This window comes from uncultured Fibrobacter sp., from assembly GCF_947166265.1.
Taxonomy (GTDB): domain Bacteria; phylum Fibrobacterota; class Fibrobacteria; order Fibrobacterales; family Fibrobacteraceae; genus Fibrobacter.
Genome location: NZ_CAMVDO010000003.1, coordinates 152,333 through 169,345, shown reverse-complemented (window position 1 = coordinate 169,345; position 17,013 = coordinate 152,333). Strand labels below are relative to the sequence as shown.

The 17,013-nt window shown below is 48.7% G+C and carries 13 protein-coding genes and 1 tRNA gene; 8 read left to right on the top strand and 6 right to left on the bottom strand.

Features of this window, described 5'->3' with window-relative positions; all coding sequences use genetic code 11:
* Positions 1–43: 43 nt before the first annotated feature.
* Together Q0W37_RS03140 and Q0W37_RS03135 are read right to left on the bottom strand one after the other, a co-directional pair.
* Positions 44–1,888, bottom strand: a complete 1,845-nt coding sequence (locus tag Q0W37_RS03140) for a DNA topoisomerase IV subunit B (protein ID WP_297698684.1) — start codon at positions 1,886–1,888, stop codon at positions 44–46.
* Between the two features lie 211 nt (positions 1,889–2,099).
* Entirely contained in the window at positions 2,100–4,016 is a 1,917-nt protein-coding gene (locus tag Q0W37_RS03135) for a CotH kinase family protein (protein ID WP_297698682.1), read from the bottom strand.
* Between the two features lie 214 nt (positions 4,017–4,230).
* On the opposite strand from Q0W37_RS03135, the gene Q0W37_RS03130 reads away from it, so the two are divergent.
* The 7 genes from Q0W37_RS03130 (at position 4,231) to Q0W37_RS03100 (ending at position 11,208) form a co-directional block, all read left to right on the top strand.
* Positions 4,231–5,064, top strand: coding sequence for a TIGR02147 family protein (locus Q0W37_RS03130; protein ID WP_297698679.1), 834 nt, complete (start codon positions 4,231–4,233; stop codon positions 5,062–5,064).
* Between the two features lies 1 nt (position 5,065).
* Positions 5,066–6,907, top strand: coding sequence for a hypothetical protein (locus Q0W37_RS03125; RefSeq protein ID WP_297698677.1), 1,842 nt, complete (start codon positions 5,066–5,068; stop codon positions 6,905–6,907).
* An 84-nt stretch (positions 6,908–6,991) separates the two neighbouring features.
* Positions 6,992–7,843 (top strand): archaetidylserine decarboxylase, encoded by an 852-nt coding sequence (asd, locus tag Q0W37_RS03120; RefSeq protein ID WP_297698675.1) that lies wholly within the window; start codon positions 6,992–6,994, stop codon positions 7,841–7,843.
* 4 nt (positions 7,844–7,847) lie between these two features.
* The gene (locus Q0W37_RS03115) at positions 7,848–8,714 is read left to right on the top strand and encodes a hypothetical protein (protein ID WP_297698674.1); all 867 of its coding nucleotides are present in this window, start codon (positions 7,848–7,850) and stop codon (positions 8,712–8,714) included.
* A 105-nt stretch (positions 8,715–8,819) separates the two neighbouring features.
* Positions 8,820–9,656: a hypothetical protein gene (locus Q0W37_RS03110; protein WP_297698672.1), complete on the top strand. Its 837-nt coding sequence runs from the start codon at positions 8,820–8,822 to the stop codon at positions 9,654–9,656.
* Between the two features lie 140 nt (positions 9,657–9,796).
* Positions 9,797–10,129, top strand: coding sequence for a GerW family sporulation protein (locus Q0W37_RS03105; protein ID WP_297698670.1), 333 nt, complete (start codon positions 9,797–9,799; stop codon positions 10,127–10,129).
* A 77-nt stretch (positions 10,130–10,206) separates the two neighbouring features.
* On the top strand, positions 10,207–11,208 hold the full coding sequence (locus tag Q0W37_RS03100; RefSeq protein WP_297698669.1) for a hypothetical protein: 1,002 nt from the start codon (positions 10,207–10,209) through the stop codon (positions 11,206–11,208).
* Between the two features lie 140 nt (positions 11,209–11,348).
* Here Q0W37_RS03100 and Q0W37_RS03095 read toward each other — a convergent pair whose 3' ends face one another.
* The 4 genes from Q0W37_RS03095 to metF form a co-directional block, all read right to left on the bottom strand.
* Positions 11,349–13,280 carry a glycoside hydrolase family 11 protein gene (locus Q0W37_RS03095; protein ID WP_297698667.1) on the bottom strand — a complete coding sequence of 644 codons (1,932 nt, stop codon included), beginning with the start codon at positions 13,278–13,280 and terminating at the stop codon, positions 11,349–11,351.
* Between the two features lie 187 nt (positions 13,281–13,467).
* Positions 13,468–14,574, bottom strand: a complete 1,107-nt coding sequence (gene serC, locus Q0W37_RS03090; protein WP_297698665.1) for a 3-phosphoserine/phosphohydroxythreonine transaminase — start codon at positions 14,572–14,574, stop codon at positions 13,468–13,470.
* Positions 14,575–14,779: 205 nt separating this feature from the next.
* Positions 14,780–15,304, bottom strand: coding sequence for a hypothetical protein (locus Q0W37_RS03085; protein WP_297698663.1), 525 nt, complete (start codon positions 15,302–15,304; stop codon positions 14,780–14,782).
* 209 nt (positions 15,305–15,513) lie between these two features.
* Positions 15,514–16,401 (bottom strand): methylenetetrahydrofolate reductase [NAD(P)H], encoded by an 888-nt coding sequence (metF, locus tag Q0W37_RS03080; protein ID WP_297698661.1) that lies wholly within the window; start codon positions 16,399–16,401, stop codon positions 15,514–15,516.
* Positions 16,402–16,553: 152 nt separating this feature from the next.
* On the opposite strand from metF, the gene Q0W37_RS03075 reads away from it, so the two are divergent.
* A tRNA-Arg gene (locus Q0W37_RS03075) sits at positions 16,554–16,627 on the top strand.
* Positions 16,628–17,013: the final 386 nt, after the last annotated feature.

Sequence of the window (17,013 nt, the reverse complement as noted above, 5' to 3'; positions counted from 1 at the left end):
GAGCGTAGCGACCTCATACCTCTAGGCCGTAAGGTCGTTCCTCTTACAGCTCTTCCACGGCTTCGGCGCGGAGGTTCTGCACGATGTGGTCCTGACGCTGGGGAGTGTTGTTGCCCATGTAGTAGGCGAGCATCTTGCCGAAAGAGGCATCGGGCGGGAGCACCACCGTTTCTAGGCGCATGTCTTCGCCGATGAACTGGCCGAATTCTTCCGGAGAAATTTCGCCGAGACCTTTGAATCGAGTGATTTCGAGGCCGGTCTTGCCGATTTCCTTGGCAGCCCTGTCGCGTTCCACTTCGTCGTAACAGTACTTGGTCACCTGCTTGTTGCGCACACGGAAAAGCGGCGTCTGCAGAATGAACAGGTGCTTCTGTTCTACGAGTTCGGGGAAGAACTGCAAGAAGAAGGTCATCAGGAGCAGACGAATGTGCATGCCGTCCACATCAGCATCTGTCGCGATAATCACCTTGTCGTAGCGGAGGTTCTCGAGACCGTTTTCGATATCGAGAGCATGCTGCAACAGGTTGAATTCCTCGTTTTCGTACACAACCTTCTTCGTCATGCCGAAGCTGTTGAGCGGCTTACCGCGCAAGCTGAACACGGCCTGCGTCTGCACGTTGCGGGCCTTGGTGATAGAACCCGATGCAGAGTCACCTTCGGTAATGAAGATCATGGTTTCGCGGTTGAGCGCATTCTTCGCGTCGGTCAGGTGAATCTTGCAGTCGCGGAGCTTGCGGTTGTGTAGGTTCGCCTTTTTCGCGCGGTCATTCGCGAGCTTCTTGATGCCCGCGATTTCCTTGCGCTCGCGTTCGTTCTGCGTAATGCGGTTTAAAAGGGCCTTTTCGGTTTCCGGATTCTTGTGCAGGTAGTTGTCGAGCTGCGAGGCGACGTAGTCCACAATCCAGGTACGCAGCTGGGCACCACCCGGAGCGACCGTCGTCGAGCCGAGCTTGGTCTTGGTCTGCGATTCGAAAACTGGTTCCTGAATGCGCACGGAGATGGCGCCGATAATGCAGTTGCGCACGTCGGCCGGATCCAGGTCCTTCTTGAAGTGGTCGCGGGCTCCCTTCACAATGCCTTCGCGAAAAGCCTGCTGGTGCGTACCGCCCTGCGTGGTGTGCTGGCCGTTCACAAAGCTGTAGTAGTGTTCGCCGTACTGGTTGCCGTGCGTAAAGGCGACTTCGATATCGTTTGCCTTAAAGTGGGCCACCGGGTAGCGGATCGAATCGTCCACGTGGTTCTGCAACAGGTCCAGGAGCCCGTTCGGGCTGTTGTAGGTCTTGCCGTTCATGATGAGCGAAAGGCCGTTGTTCAGGTAGGCGTAGTTCCAGACCTTTTCTTCCATGTAGCCCGGCAAGAAACGGAAATTCTTGAAGATGCTGGCATCCGGTTCGAAATAGATTTCGGTACCGTTCTTTTCGGTCGTGCTCTTTTCGCGTTCCTCGCGGACAAGCTTGCCCTTGCTGAATTCGGCTTCTTTGACGCGGCCGTCGCGGAAACTCTTCACGATAAACTTGGTCGAAAGGGCGTTCACCGCCTTGGTACCCACACCGTTCAAGCCGACCGACTTTTGGAAGGCTTCGGAGTCGTACTTACCGCCGGTGTTGATCTTCGATACGCAGTCAATGACCTTGCCCAGCGGAATGCCGCGGCCAAAGTCGCGTACGCGGGCGCAGTGGTCTTCGATGTCGATGATAATTTGCTTGCCTGCGCCCATCACGAATTCGTCGATGGAGTTGTCGATAATTTCCTTCACCAGCACGTAAATGCCGTCGTCGGGGCTGTTGCCGTCGCCGAGCTTGCCGATGTACATACCCGGACGTTCGCGGATATGTTCGTTCCATTCCAGTGTTCTAATGCTGTCTTCGGTATACTTTGCTGCTGCCATAGTAATTAGAAACTCTCGTTAAAAATTTAGTCGGTACAAAGATAAACAATTTTTTTGACAGTTGAGTGTCAAAATCGCTCCAGATACAATATAGTAAAAAACAAATGATTGATGTGCAAATGTGCAGTAAAAAATGCTCGTTATAGCAATCTGCTTGTTTTGGGCAAAAAATGGTAAACAAATCTGGGCGTGGTGGACCGGAGAAAAATGCCTATTGGCATTCTGCAGTGTATATTGAATTCCGGGTAGGGTCTATCACCCGATTAGGATCAGTTGAACCGTCTTCCCAAGTGATGAATGTGGAGCCATTAGGGCATTCTACGCTCAATTTCATGGGATGATGCTCAAAAACGTTCCAGTTGTATTCAGGGCTTTGTTTGATGTCGAAACCATCTAGTCTTAAAGTTCCGTTTCCTTTTACCTTTATGGTAATGGGAACGTCATCGTTTAGGCCAAATGCTTCTTTAAAATCGTTTCTAACAGTTTTGTCGCGGTTGTAAGACCATTTTTTCAAGCAGCTGCCGTCTGTTTCAAAGTATGTTCCGCAGGCATTTTTATGCTTGCTTCTTTTGTATAGTTGTTGGTCTCTTTTTATTTGTTCCGGGTCAATCGATTTAGTTATATGGTCTATTTGTTGCGCGACTCTTTCACCGTTAATAAACGTTGAATACAGGTAAGAAGCCCTGTTTATGAAGCTCTGCTTGAAACTCGGGTTTTGAATAAGCTTGATGAATATGTTGGTAAAGCACTTGCTGTTTTTTCCGCCGGCGCAAGGCTTGTTGGTTCTTCCTCCACCAAGGATCCATTTGATCATATTTGTGTTTTCCGTAAATCCATCGAGTCTGGGCATCCAGTCGAGCCCTTGGTCTATATCGAAGGCTATGAATTTCCATGGGGAATTTCCGCTTTTCCATGCGCGTACGTTGGCTTGTGGCCAGTCGTCGTTGGCGTAAAAGATTTGTGCGGCCATGTATTCCATATAGTTCGTAATGTTTATCATTTGGGAAACTAGGTCGTAGGCGGTATTGTCGTCTTTGAAATTCGACTTGTCGATAAATTCTAAGGTGCTTCTGTAACCGTCTGCGGAGCCGTTTTTCGTCTCTATTTCTTCGTGCAAAAGTTTGATCAGGTCTACGGAGTTGTTGTCTATACCGTAGTTTGTTTCTATGAAATGCTCGTTTAGCTTTTCCCGCAGGTCGTAAATGCCTCGAAATTCGCCATTATAGAATACGACAACGTGTTTAGATCGTTGGTAATCGACGGTAGTCCCTTCGAGAAGACTGGTTGCCATGGCGTCTTCAATGTAATCGGATGCGAAACGATTCCCGTTGTTGCGCAAGGTGAAAGATTTGAAAGTATTTTTTTCAGGCCGGACTTCAAATATGGGATAATGTATTTTACCGGACTGATATTGCTTTCGCATTCTTACGGAAACGGATTTTTTGGGAAAGTCCCTGCTGAAATTCCCGGTAATGGATAGCCCTGCATCTACTTCAAAGGCTTTTTTCTTTGAAGAACTCCCTTTTGGAAAGTATTCTACATGTGTTGGATATTCGACATCTTCCCAAAATTTAGCGCTATAGCAAGGGTAAGGCTTGCAGGGCTCAGCATCCAGGTATTCTTTTACATAATACGGATCCACGCTGATAGATACGACGGGCATGTTGATTTTTTCGTTGACAAAGTAGGTCTCGGTTTGTTTTTTTGCAAGTATTCCGCCTATGAATTCGTAGCAACGGACTACGGTTGTTGTGTCTATCAGTCGGTCCTCTAAAAATGCCTTTGTGGTTGAATCTGGTTCGGAACCGTCAAAAGTACATTGGACGATGCCTTGTGTCGAGGGGGGAGATAACGTAAATGCTTTTTTGAAGCCTGCAGCAGGAATGAGTGCTCGGGAAGCGGCTTGCGCGATTATGGCGTTAATAGAGTCGTTTGGGACGCGGGCGGAGTCTGTTGCGGCTCCGGAGGGGGAGTTTTCTTTTTCAGTAGGGACTATTATGTTATCTAGGAAATCCTGAATGGAAGTGTTTACTTCGGTCGAAAAATCTTCTGTTGTATATAACTCACTATTGCTGCAAGCGCTAAGCAGAGAAAATAAAATCCAACAGAATGTGTATAATTTTTTCACGTGTTATGCTTCGACGTTGAGGTAAATGTAAGAATTATGTGAATGAAAAGTATCTTATTTCTTGAAAAATGTCAATTCTTCACATCGTTCTTGTGTTGGTGGTTCGTCGCTATAAAAAAAATGAAATTTTTTTATTTTGTATCATATAATACTTGCCTGATGATACAAGATTTGCTACATTAGGGGTACAACGTAAGAAAGGTTAGGAGTTCTTATGAAATCAATAACGGAATATCGTGATTATCGCTGCTGCATGCAAGACTTTTACGATGAGCGTAAGAGGACTTGCTCGTTTACGTGGCGAGAGTTTGCCCGGCTGGCAGGCTTCACTTCACCGACATACTTGAAGTTGGTATGTGAAGGCAAAAGCAGCCTCAGTGAACTAGGGATTGAAAGGGTCGCCTCGGCCATGAACCTGGGCGGCTTCGAATATGCTTATTTCCGTCACCTGGTGCGGTATAACCAGGCGAAGGATGACGAGGCAAAAAAGAATGCCTTCGCTAGCATGAAGGATATCGCGAAAGCGAACAGGATTCGAGTGGTTGATGCCGACGCCTTCACGTATTTTGAATCCTGGAAAAATCCGGTCTTGCGCGAACTGGTTGCCATGATGCCGGGGGCCACTCCTGAGGCGGTTGCCGAAATGTGCTGGCAGCCGATTACCGCAGACGAAGTTCGCAAATCCCTTGACTTTATGGTAAGTGTCGGCATTTTGCAGCGCAAGTCCAAGAATGTCTATGTACAGACGGACAAGGCGTTGGTCGGCAATTCGGATGTGATGCCCCTGGTGGTGCGCTCTATGCATCGTGAAATGGCGGGCTTTGCACAAAAGGCCATTGACGAGTTTGATCCAAGCGAACGTAATGTTTCCGGTGTGACCATGGGAATCGACCGCGAAACCTATGAACAAATTGTGCGGGAATTGGATTCCTGTCGCAGAAAGATTGTGGCAATCGCTAACATGTGTAAGGAACCGAATCAAGTTTATCGATTGAACTTGCAGATGTTTCCGTTATCAAAAATTACTAACAAGAATAAAGAGGTCTAATATGATTAAATTAATGAAAACGAAGGCTATTTGCTGTGGGGTGTTAGGAGCCTTTGCATTGATGGCCTGTTCGGAAAATTCCGCAACGTCACATAATTACGGTACTACCGAAGAAAAGAATGCTTTCTGGGACGAATCGTCTAATCTGGCTGCATGGAAGGTCATGGATGGTTCTGACATTCAGTTGGAAAATTCCAAGCGTGCTTTGCTCGGTCGTGTTGCTTTGAAAAAGTCTAGTTCTAAAGACCTGGCCCGTGCCGGTATCGCTTTTGATGTTTCCGACGCGGACGGTTCTCCGACGGACCTTTCTCAGGGAAATGACGGCTTGTGTATTGCTTACCAATCCGATTTTGAAGTGGAAGTCCGCCTTGATACGGAAGACTATGCAAGTTCTTCTGTGGATAAGGATTTGCCCCATGTCAGCCTGAATATGAAGGAGGGCGGGGACGAAAGCCGTTGCGCTTCCTGGAAGGATTTCAAGACGAAAAAATCGGACGGTGCAAATGGTTCCGATGTCGTCAAGAAGGTGCGCTCCGTGCAGCTGGTCTTTGTGGGTAAGTCGGGGGCATCGGGTGAATTCAGCATTCAGGGGCTGACTCCTTACGTTCGCTCTGATTTGTGGATCGGCAAGGACGGTTCTTCCATCATAGAGACCGGTTTTGCTAAAGGCGATAAAGGAACTTCTGGCAAGCTGGAATTCTTTGGAGATTCTTCCAAGGCCTATTTCGAGTGGAACGAATCTTATGATGATTATACGGATTTAGCTGAACTGGTCGAATATAACGAAGGCATTTATGGAAATGTAGTCTTCAAGAGTGAAAGTTCCAATCCGGATGTCGGTTTTGAATTCCTTATTGCGGGGAAGACCACTAAAAAAGGCAAAGACTTCATTTATACGGCAGACGTGTCTAATTTGTGGAAAGGCATGTGCCTAGAATATGGATCCGGATCGGATCTCGTCATGGAACTTGTTCCTGGGGATTCGTCGAAGGGTACCCTTGGGAAGAATATCAAGACAATGACTTTCCCGAAGAATATCGATATGGAAAAGAACTGCATCGTTTTCGACAATGTCCTAGGTGCATCTGATGACATCCTGAAGCATTTGGCAAAGATTCGCGTGAAATTTACGAAGGGAAATTGGGATAAAACGGCTGTTGCAATCAGACGTATTAGCGCCTTGGTTCCGGAAGATCTTTCGGTTAAGGAAACTGGCGACTATAAGGATGTGAAGCCGACGCAATCTTCTAAATATAAATCGGGAAAGAGCTTCTTGTGGGATGGTTCTGTTGACGGTGACCGCGTGGATCTCGGCATTTCCGGAGCAACGGCTGGCGGAGTCTGGACAAATTCTCCTGAATACACGGATACGTATCGCTTTGGATTCCCCGACGATGTCGAAGCCGACGACGAAGATGAAAATATCATTCCGACCATGGTAAGCAAGTACCACAAGTTTACGGCTTACGTGAAATCCCAGGACCACCTCTATGCCTTGGACAGCATGCCGACGATAGGCTTTAATACCGTCAGTTCGAAACTTGAACCGGCTGACATCAGCGCGTGGGGTGGCTTCTGCATTCATTATAGCACGTATAACTTTATTAGAATCGCACTTGTCACGGACTTCTCCGCAAACAAATACTGGTATGCCGAGGTGGATTATTCAGACGACATGACGTGGGGCAAAGTCGCTTGGGACGCTTTCAGGAATGTCAATGAAGATTCCAAAGAAAAGATTGAAGATGTCCTTGGAAAAGTGACGACAATCCAGCTCCAGTTCCCCGTGGATGGCGAATTTGTCGTAGATAAGTTCGGCTCTTACGACCAGTGCGGTAAGTAAAACAAGTTTGGTGGTTAGCAAAAAGGAATAGCCGCGAGAAATCGCGGCTATTTCTGTATGATTTTAATTTCTATCTTTTTTAATATGAATACTGCTTTTTATGTCTTTATGAAATTGTTGCCGAAGAATGCGGTGAGCCGCGCCTTCGGTGCGTTTACGCGTCTTCGCATACCGGTGCTTTCGAAGGTGGCCCGCAACAAGTTTGCCGCTTACTACAAGTTGAATATGGATGAGTCGGAATATCCGCTCGAACATTATGCAAACATTGGCGAACTTTTTATCCGCAGGCTCAAGCCGGGAATGCGTCCGGTTGCCGATTCCGAAATTGTTTCTCCGGTCGATGGCGTACTTTCGCAGACGGCGACTTTTGACGTGAGTCAGGAATTGATTCAGGCGAAGGGGAAGACCTATACCCTCAAGGATTTGCTCCGCGACGAAGAAATGGCTGCCCGCTTTGAAGGGGGAGCCTTTGCAACGATTTACCTTGCTCCTTTCAACTACCACCGCATCCATAGCCCGGTTGCGGGAGAGGTTGTCGGTGCGAGCTATTGTCCGGGAACTCTTTGGCCGGTGAATGTCGGCAGCGTGGAACGTGTGGAGGGCCTGTTCTGCATCAACGAACGCCTCACGAGTCACATCCGCCTAGATGACGGTTCCGAAATGCTGGTGGTCAAGGTTGGTGCCACGAACGTGGGCCGCATTGGCGTTGCCTACACGGATGAACTCCTGGTGAATGCGGGAAAGCTCCCCAGGGATTGCAAGCGTTACGACTGGAAACCTTCGCAGGAAATTCGCGTGGAAAAGGGCGGTGAACTTGGCCGTTTTGAAATGGGCAGCACCGTGATTCTCGTGGTCGACAAGAAAATCCGCGAAAGGAATCCGGGGCTTTTCCAGAGCCGCGTGGGAACAGCCGTGAAGGTGGGCGAGGCTCTTTAAGCCGATGGTCTCGGTCAAGCGTTTTATTCACGACGAACCCGCAGTGTTCAAGGCGACGGCGGAATTCGTACGGCTGTTTGCCCGTATGGAAGATCCGGTGCTTGCGGTGGCTGCTCGCGAAAAAACGGTCGAGGCGCGAATTGCGTGGACGCTTTTAGGGACGGTACTTTTTCAAGATGTAAGCTACCCGGAATTTGTAGCGCTCTTGCAGGCGCTCAACGAAAAGTTTCCCGGTGAAAAACTTTGGACGTTGCCGGTGCCGAAGGCGCAGGAAATTGAAGCTTGCGTGGAATCGGCTTTTGGTTGCCGTACCTGGTCGATGTTTGAAAACGTGGCGGGAATTTTCTGGAGTGTAGGGCTGTTCGTGCGCCGACACATGGATTTGGCGGGCTGGCTCAGATCCCGTACTCCCGAAGAAATCTGGCGTGATCTGGGTGAAATTTACTTTATGGGCAAGGGAAACCCGCGCCCCAAAGTCTGTGCTGCCATTTACCGATTGCTTGCACCCGCCCCGGTGGGGCTTTCGCTGGACAGTGCGCCTTCTCCTAAAATGCCGCTTCTGCCCTTAACGATGGGCGTTCGCCGTTATCTCTCGATTCTTGGGCCTGCAAGCGACGGCTTTGCGGACCTCGAACCCGCGCAAAAGCAGAAACTCGCGACCGATATGTATGTGGCGCTTGTGCAGCATTTGATGGAACAGTCCGAAAATGCCGAGGTGAAAAAGTCAAAGGTCGATGCGCTGACTGCCTATGTGGCCGCGCACAGCCTTCAGTTCTATCTGGAAGACGGAGCCGACGGCTTTATTTGTCGACACTTTACCGACCATTGCCGCAAATGTCCGCTAAGAGAATACTGCAGCTACGCGGAATAGTTACTAGTTCTCAGTTTGGAGTTACTAGTTTTTTTATCGGGATTCTCTAGTAACTATTAACTATTAACTGGTAACTAGCCGAAAGCTTTTACTAAATTTTTCACTATGCGTTTTTCTTCTCGATTCATGTGGCTTGCAATTGCGGCTTGTGTCGCGCTTTTTGCGGGCTGTCAGGAAAAAGAAGAAGTTCCCGTTGATTATTCGTCGATTGCGTACAAGTTTTTGAAGCCTGCCTCTTTTGCGGTAGACTCTTCAAAAAAAGCTGATATTCCTTCCTTGAAAAGTCGTTACGACTATAGATACGCCGTGATGCTGGGCGACACGCTCGATGTCTCGGTGCTTGAATTCGAAAGTGATGTCTACGCTCTTGACTACTACATGAACAGCGGACATTTCCAGGGGAGCGTCCCGATTCTGAGGGGAAATTTCCTGGAACAGAGTTTCCGTGCCGACAAGCGTATCTTTATTTTTCGACACGATAGTTACCGTCGTTATGAGCGTGCCGACCTCGAAAATTTCGTGCGCAGGTTCCCCGGCTATCATGGTGGTTTTCCGCAGGCGTTCCTGAGTCTGCCGTTTGATTTTCGCGAGCAGGGACGAGCTTCTATCCAGACAAAGTTTTTCCTGGGCGTCAAGTCGAGCTTTCCTGTGCTGGTGCAAAGCTACCGTGACGGCAATCTGCGCTGGAACGTGGCTCGCAGCTGGGATCAGGTGGAATCCGAAGCGTTTGAAACATGGGCGGCGGGCTTAAGGCATGTGCGGCCGGTCGGCATTTTTCCGGCGAATGACTGTGTCTATTTTGAAGCGGGCGAGGGCTCTAACGGAATCGCGAGCCGCTTGGCCGGTGGGCGAGTGGCGGTCGTGTGGGGCTATCTTTCTTGGCCGGACCTGGAGCGAATGTTCTTTACCGCGAGTGACCGCATCTACGAGGCTAGGTACTAGACGAAAGAACGGCTCTACGAGCCTACAGACTAAAGACGAGAGATTTTATAATGGCGCTTTGCGCAAATAAAGATTAGATAAAGGGGTATTTTCTCTCGCCTCTCGCCTCTCGTCTCTCGTCTTTAATCTATATTAAAGTTATGGCTATTGAAAAACTTGCAGAAACTCTTTTGGAAAAGCTCCGTTTCATCACCAAGGCTGAAACGGTTATCGGTAACCCTATTCAGGCCGGTGAATCTACCGTTGTGCCGGTGAGCCGCGTATCGGTGGGCTTCGGTTTTGGCGGACATCAGTCCAAGGGAGATACTTCTGCCTCTGGTGGTGGCGCCTCGGTCGAACCGGTCGCCTTCCTCGTCATCAAGGGTGACGATATCCGTGTGATGCCGATTACCAAGGACAGCTCGCTGGTGTCCAAGGTCATGGACATTGTGCCCGACGTCGTGAACAAGTTCAAGAAGAGCGACGCTGGATAACTCCGGCTGGCTTTATTTGCTTTTTTGTTGGTCTACCTTTGTGTAGGCTTTTTATTAACCTAAGTAAGGAGAAAAAAATGAATAAAATGAAAAAAATGCGGTGGATCCTCGCGATGGGGCTTGTCTGTGGCGCAGTAGCGTTTACAGCCTGTTCTAGCGATAGCTCTTCTAGCACGGATCCAGATGAAATTTCCATTGATGAATCCAGCATTGCCGAGCATATCGTTGGCAAGTGGATTGTTGTGGAAAAGAATGGTGAACCTGTGCTGACCAACGAAAAGGTGGTCACCACGTTTGAGTCCACAACCAAGGGCTATGTCAGTGCATCAATTAGTGTTGACGCGGGTCCTGGTCCTGCTCCCGATTCTTCGAAGGGGCCCAAGCCTGAAGAAGGACCTAAACCGGATTCCTTGATGGGTCCTAAGCCTGATTCCTTAAAAGGACCTCAGCCGGGTGGGGATGTGTGGAATAACGCCGTGGAATTTAAAGCCAAGATAGAGGGGAACAAGGTTCGTCTTACGGAGTACAAGGACGGCAAGGCGTCCGTGGTTAAGGTCTATACAATCATCTCCATTACAGACGATGAACTTGTTGCAAAACATGAAATGATTGTGGAGGGTATGGATTCCGTGGGAATGGCTCCTCCTGAGGGTGCTCCCGAAGGTGCGAAGGATTCCGTAGAAAGGAAAGCCCCTGGTGAAGAAGAAGTGCGCATGGTGAAACTTACCGAAGACTATTCCAAGGATGTGCTTGGCACTTGGGAGGGAAAAATTTCCAGTGAGCAGGATGCGTACAGTGACGACTTGACGCACCGTTGGGAATACAAAAAGAATGGAACCTATGTCTACTATTTCAAGAAAGATGGAAAATGGGTTGCAAGTGACAACACCCTCAATGAATACTTTGTGGATGGCACCCTCCTTTGTTCCCGCTGGATTAGCGAAGGCAAGGAATATCGCGAATGGTGGGACGTGGAATCGATCAAGGATGGCAAGATGAAGTGGACCGCTCTGCGTAAGGATGATGACGGTAAAACTTACACTGCCTCCTTCGAAATGTCCAAGGTCAATACAAAGTAGAATACTGTAAAAAACTTCGCTTGCGCGAGTGCAACATTCTCACGTCATTGCGAACGCAGCGAAGCAATCTAAATACAGTTTATAACAAAAGAACCTCCGCTTTCGCGGAGGTCTTTCTAATGCTTTTTAGATGAATGTGACTATTTCACGGAAATCTTGTAGACATATCCGTTCTGTCTAACGATATAGTTTCCACTCCTTTGAACAAGAGCCTTAACTGCGGCTTGCATATCCGCTTCTCTTGTAAATAAAGTTTTTCCCAGGAATCGTCCTTGCATATCGAATATCTGCAGTTTTTTGTCAGTATTGTTGAGGTGGATGTTTGCCGACAGAGTGGTTGTATATTCCTCTTCCGAAGACGAACTTTCTGCTACGGATGAAGATGATTCTTCTGCAGACGAACTAGATTCTGGATCTTCGATGCGAGAATCGGCGTTGTCCACAATATTCAGATAAGTATAATCTATAGAACATTCTTTACAATGTCCGGCTTCTGCCATAATCGATATTTCAGTCGGTCTGCCGAATTTAAGTTCCGCTTTTCCACCGCCCTTAGAACCTCTGAGGATTTTCTCTTGCCCCGTAAAGAGTTCGTTCCATTTTTTGAAATGGGCGGAAATGTCAATATGTCCACACTGACGGGGTGTCTCGCGAATGCTGAAAATTTGCATAAAGGTGGATGTTCCTGTTGTGGAGGGTTCCTGCTGGCGCAGAAACGCGTGAATGGAGTATTTAGCTCCATCTACTTCTATTTCACCAAACTTTTCGCCCACATACAGTTCGTTGGGTCTGGGACCATCCCACCAATCATCTACAATGTAAAATTCTACCTGTGGTTTTGTTGTCCAACCATATGCGCCTAAGTAGTTGTTATTTCCTGCTGTACCAGACCTAGTGTATTTATAATCTGCGGCGAAGGCTTTGGTTGTATGATCAATCCCTGTTGAATCATATCGGAAACCTACACGTGCAATATAGTCGGCAGCTTCATCCAGTTCAGACTTAAAGGTTCCGTTGTCGTAAACAGTCATTGCTGCTTCGCCTCCGTCATACCATTGTTCGAAGCGCCAGGGAGTATTTTTGATGGAACCGATACGATTTTTTTCTATGATGTTGCCTTCACCGGGATGTCCCATATTTACGTCATCTTGGCAAGCATCAACTAAAACATAAGGGGGAAGCGTTACAGACGAACTAGATTTTTCGGAGGAACTAGACTCTTCTTCGGAAGATGAGCTTGATTCAATCACTTCGCTATTAGACGAAGCGTTTTCTTCCATATTAAAGTAAGTGAAATCAATGGAACCTTTTGCGTTCCCGCCTGCTTCGGTCATGAACAATACTTTGGTTATTTTGCCGAGCTTGAGACTTGCTGATCCGCCGCCTTTAGAACCTCTAAGCTGTTTTGTTTGTCCAGTAAAGAGTTCGTTCCACTTTTTTAAATGGGCGGAAATATTGATATGTCCACATTGACGGGCTGAGTCACGAACGCTGAAAATCTGCAAGTATGTTTGCTGATTGTTCCGATCGAAGTCGATAGGTTCTTGCTGACGAAGATATGCGTGGATAGTATATTTCGCTCCATCGACGGTGATTTCGCCGAACTTTTCGCCAATATATTGTTCACTAGGCTTGCTATACCAGTCATCTATGATGTAGAACTCGACTAGAGGATTTGTTGTCCAACCATAAGCGCCAATATAGCCGTAAGGTGCGCTTCCTGTTTTTGAGTATTTATAATCAACCGCATAGTTTTTTTCCGTATAATCGATGCCTGTTTCATCATAAAAGAAACCGACCATGGCCATATAGTCGGCCGCATTGCTCCATACAGCTTGATATGTGCCATTACTATAGTAGGTCATGTAACTGGATTCATTTTGGGACCACTGCTGAAATCCCCAAGGAATATCGGTGATGGAACCTTTTGCGTCGCCTTCTACTATGGTTCCTTCGCCCACGTGTCCCATTTCCTGATCTTTACAGGCATCCACGGCGTAGGCCGCTGTTGTCATGGTCAAAGCCATCGCAAAAATAAAAGCGGCTTTGATAAAACTAGTTTTCTTGTTCATAGAACACTCCCAATAACCATAAAAACACAGTAACAAAAGTAAAAAACTTCGGGTATTATCCCGAAGCCTTTTAATTGTTTAGATCCTTCGACTTCATGCCTTGCGGCATTCCGCTCAGGATGACACTCTTGGATTAGCCTTAGAACGTTGGACTTTCGCATTCGCTCAAGTCCAAGTTCTTGGCTAATTAGCCGAGAACTTTTTTCTCGAAGTCGCCGAGGCAGTCAACGAGAGCCTGCACGCCTTCGACCGGCATAGCGTTGTAGATAGAAGCGCGGAAGCCGCCGACAGAACGGTGACCCTTGAGCTGCTGGAGGCCACGAGCCTTAGCGAATTCAAGGAATTCCTTGGCGAGATCGTCAGCCTTGTCAGCTGCAACGACGTCCTTGTTGAACACGAACGGAACGTTCATGATAGAACGGTCTTCCTTAGCAGCCGTACCGACGAACACCTTGGAATTGTCGAGTGCGCTGTAGAGGAGAGCGGCCTTGGAACGGTTCACCTTTTCGATAGCGTCCACGCCACCGAAATCCTTGAGCCACTTGAGGGTGCGGTTCATCACGTACACGGCAAAGACCGGAGGTGTGTTGAACATGTTGGCTGCGTCGATGTGGGTCTGGAAGTTGAGCATGGTCGGGATAGTGCGGTTCACCTTGCCAAGAAGGCCCTTCTTGATGATCGTCACGGTCACGCCTGCGCAGCTGATGTTCTTCTGAGCGCCGCCATAGACGACACCGAAGTCAGACACGTTGATCTTACGGGCGAGGAAGTCGGAGCTCACGTCAGCCATGAGGAAGCCAGACTTCGGCTTCGGGAAGTTGTGCCATTCCGTACCGTAGATCGTGTTGTTGGCGGTCACGTGGAGGTAGCTAGCGTTGTCGGAGAGCTTCAGGTTCTTGTCGATGCGGCTGTAAGTTTCGGACTTGGTGTCGCAAGCGGCGAGAGCGTTACCGAACTGCTTGGCTTCCTTGTAAGCCTTGTTTGCCCAAACGCCAGTCAAGGCGTAGTCGGCCGTAGCGTTCTGGTCGAGGAAGTTCATCGGGAGCATGCAGAACAAAAGTGAACAACCACCACCGAGGAACACGATGTCGTAGTCTTCCGGGATGCCCATCAATTCACGGAGGTAGTGTTCCGTCTGGGCGAACATGTTTTCAATCGGCTTTGAACGGTGACTCATGGAGAGGATGCTGATGCCGCTGTTTTCGAAGTCGATGCATGCAGCAGATGCTTCCTTGAGTGCCTGTTCGGGCAGGACAGACGGTCCTGCGCTAAAGTTATAGACTTTATTTGCCATGGTTGTTTTCCTTTTTGTTTTGCCTTTTGAGGGGCTTTATAATTACGCGCGTAAAAATAGCAAAATACGGCTCGTTCGGCTAGAGGAAAAAGAGGTGAGTAATGAGGTGTGAGCACGCGACCTGCGGTCACTTTGAGCAAAAAAAGAAAGCGGACTAAAAGTCCGCTTTGAAAATCTCAGAGGCGCTTTGCGCCGTCCTCGTCGCTCAGACCCCTAAGGCTTCGATGGCGGCCTGGTACTTCTTGAGGCGGAACTTCGTCTTGAGTTCACGGCGTTCCTGGCGCTTGATGTACTTGTCTTCAAGCAGCACGTTCAGAATGGCGCTCTTGGCCTTTGCCATTAGTGGATCGCTCTTGAGCGTTTCCATGAACTTCACGAATTCCTTTTCGCGGGCTTCGTAGTTCGCTTCTTCGGCGGGCACACCTTCGGCCATCAGCTTGCAGCTGTATTCGTCGATCCAGCCCTGGTTCTTGTGGTAAGTCATCTTCTGGATCTTTTCGACGATGTCTGCCGGAACGCCCATCGCAATCACTTCTTCGGGAGTCTTCTTGGTAGAGGCGGTGATCAGGTCCTGCAAAATGGCAAGCGTTTGCACTTCTTCGGGTTCGCCCTTGTTCTTCAGATAGTCAGCGACGTTCTGAAGAAAATCGATATACGGGCCACCAGCCTTGTCGGTTTGATCTTTGTGGACTTCGGCGGCGATTTTATAAGCTTCAGCGTAAGAGAGCATATTGATCCTTCTATAGATTAAAACTTTTGGTGCTGTCTGCACTATACCCTCAATATAAATAAAGATTCTTGAAAAAAGTGTCACGTTTTTGTCTTATTTTTCAAAAAATGACTTTTTTTCGATTTCTGGGAGATAAAAACGGGCCGACAAGGGGTTGTCGGTCCGTTTTGCAAAGGATTATTCCAAGTTGGAATAGGGGCGAGAGCTCCTTATGCGAAGTTCTTGCCCAGAATCGCGGAGACGTTCTTCAGGATTCCTTCGGCCACATCCGGCTTGTTCATTGAGTACACATGGACGTTCGTGATGCCGTTTGCGTACAGGTCGATAATCTGGTCGGTCGCGTAGATGATGCCGGCCTGCTTCATGGCGTCGGGGTCGCTGCCGAACTTGTCCACGAGAGACTTGAAACGCTGCGGCATAAAGGAACCGGAAAGCTTGATGGCGCGTTCCACCTGGTTTGCGTTCGTAATCGGCATAATTCCGGGGAGTACCGGACAGTTGACGCCAGCATCGCGGAGCTTGTACAGAAAATTGAAGAACAGGTTGTTGTCGAAGACCATCTGAGTGGTGAGAAAGTCCGCGCCCGCGTCCACCTTTTCCTTGAGGTGCTTGATGTCGTCGGCCTGGTTTGCGCTTTCGGGGTGCTTTTCGGGGTAGCAGGCTGCACCGATGCAGAAGTCTGCGTCTGCGGCCTTGAGTTCACGGATAAGTTCCACGGCGTAGTGGTAGTCGCAGTTGTCGCGACCGTTTGCAATGAGTTCCGGCGTGAGGTCGCCACGGAGGGCCATCACGTTCTTGATGCCTGCGGCCCGCATGTCTTCGATGCGCTGGTGAATAGTTTCCTTGCTGCTCGAAACGCAGGTGAGGTGGGCAAGCATCGGAATGCCGAATTTTTCTTTCAGGTTCTTTGCGATTTGGAGCGTGTACTGGCTTACTCCGCCGCCTGCACCGTAGGTCACGCTCATGAATGCGGGGCCAAGGGCTGCAATCGATTCGGTGGCGGTCTTCACGTTTTCGAAGCTCGTTTCCTTTTTCGGCGGGAACACTTCGAACGAAAGGCTCATCTTGTCTTGCTTCAGAATGTCTACAATCTTCATTATCTCTCCGTAGGGCGGGTCGGACCAGCACCCTTAGCCTATGCAAATATGTTGATACGTGCATAAATATAATAAAAATACGCCAATCGGCAATGGGATTTTTTTAATAATCGGTGTAAACTTGAAATTTTTTTCTATATTTGCGCCACAACGCTCGCGTAGCTCAGTTGGATAGAGCAGCTGCCTTCTAAGCAGCGGGTCGTGGGTTCGACTCCCGCCGTGAGTATGAAAAAGAGGTCCCCTCGGGGGCCTCTTTTTCATACTTATGACGCAACAGGAGAACCCGTGTTCGACCACGGCGTAAGGCGAGTGTTGCGCCGGCAAGTGTACTTGCCGGCATAACCGAGCCGAAGCCGGGGCTACGCCGCGAAGCGGTGTAGCCTCCCGCCGTGAGAAAGCTGATAATCTGTATTCAAGCCCCAGCCGGAACTGCTCGGCATAGCCGAGCAGAATCCCGCCATAGAAATCATCAACATTGCTGAGCTGTTGTAGCACCCCGCCGCCCCCACTCACAACGTTGTTCGGAACTGTTATTTTGTTTGACAGCGTGGTTACGTTTGTCTATCTTTTTTATTACATGAAAGTGGCGGCTTATCAATTGTTCGCCCTTAA

Coding starts and splice junctions, on each gene's coding strand:
- Q0W37_RS03105 (WP_297698670.1), top strand. CDS start 9,797: ATGGCTATTGAAAAACTTGCAGAAACTCTTTTGGAAAAGCTCCGTTTC.
- Q0W37_RS03115 (WP_297698674.1), top strand. CDS start 7,848: ATGGTCTCGGTCAAGCGTTTTATTCACGACGAACCCGCAGTGTTCAAG.
- Q0W37_RS03125 (WP_297698677.1), top strand. CDS start 5,066: ATGATTAAATTAATGAAAACGAAGGCTATTTGCTGTGGGGTGTTAGGA.
- Q0W37_RS03100 (WP_297698669.1), top strand. CDS start 10,207: ATGAATAAAATGAAAAAAATGCGGTGGATCCTCGCGATGGGGCTTGTC.
- Q0W37_RS03130 (WP_297698679.1), top strand. CDS start 4,231: ATGAAATCAATAACGGAATATCGTGATTATCGCTGCTGCATGCAAGAC.
- Q0W37_RS03140 (WP_297698684.1), bottom strand. CDS start 1,888: ATGGCAGCAGCAAAGTATACCGAAGACAGCATTAGAACACTGGAATGG.
- Q0W37_RS03085 (WP_297698663.1), bottom strand. CDS start 15,304: ATGCTCTCTTACGCTGAAGCTTATAAAATCGCCGCCGAAGTCCACAAA.
- Q0W37_RS03110 (WP_297698672.1), top strand. CDS start 8,820: ATGCGTTTTTCTTCTCGATTCATGTGGCTTGCAATTGCGGCTTGTGTC.
- serC (WP_297698665.1), bottom strand. CDS start 14,574: ATGGCAAATAAAGTCTATAACTTTAGCGCAGGACCGTCTGTCCTGCCC.
- asd (WP_297698675.1), top strand. CDS start 6,992: ATGAATACTGCTTTTTATGTCTTTATGAAATTGTTGCCGAAGAATGCG.
- metF (WP_297698661.1), bottom strand. CDS start 16,401: ATGAAGATTGTAGACATTCTGAAGCAAGACAAGATGAGCCTTTCGTTC.
- Q0W37_RS03095 (WP_297698667.1), bottom strand. CDS start 13,280: ATGAACAAGAAAACTAGTTTTATCAAAGCCGCTTTTATTTTTGCGATG.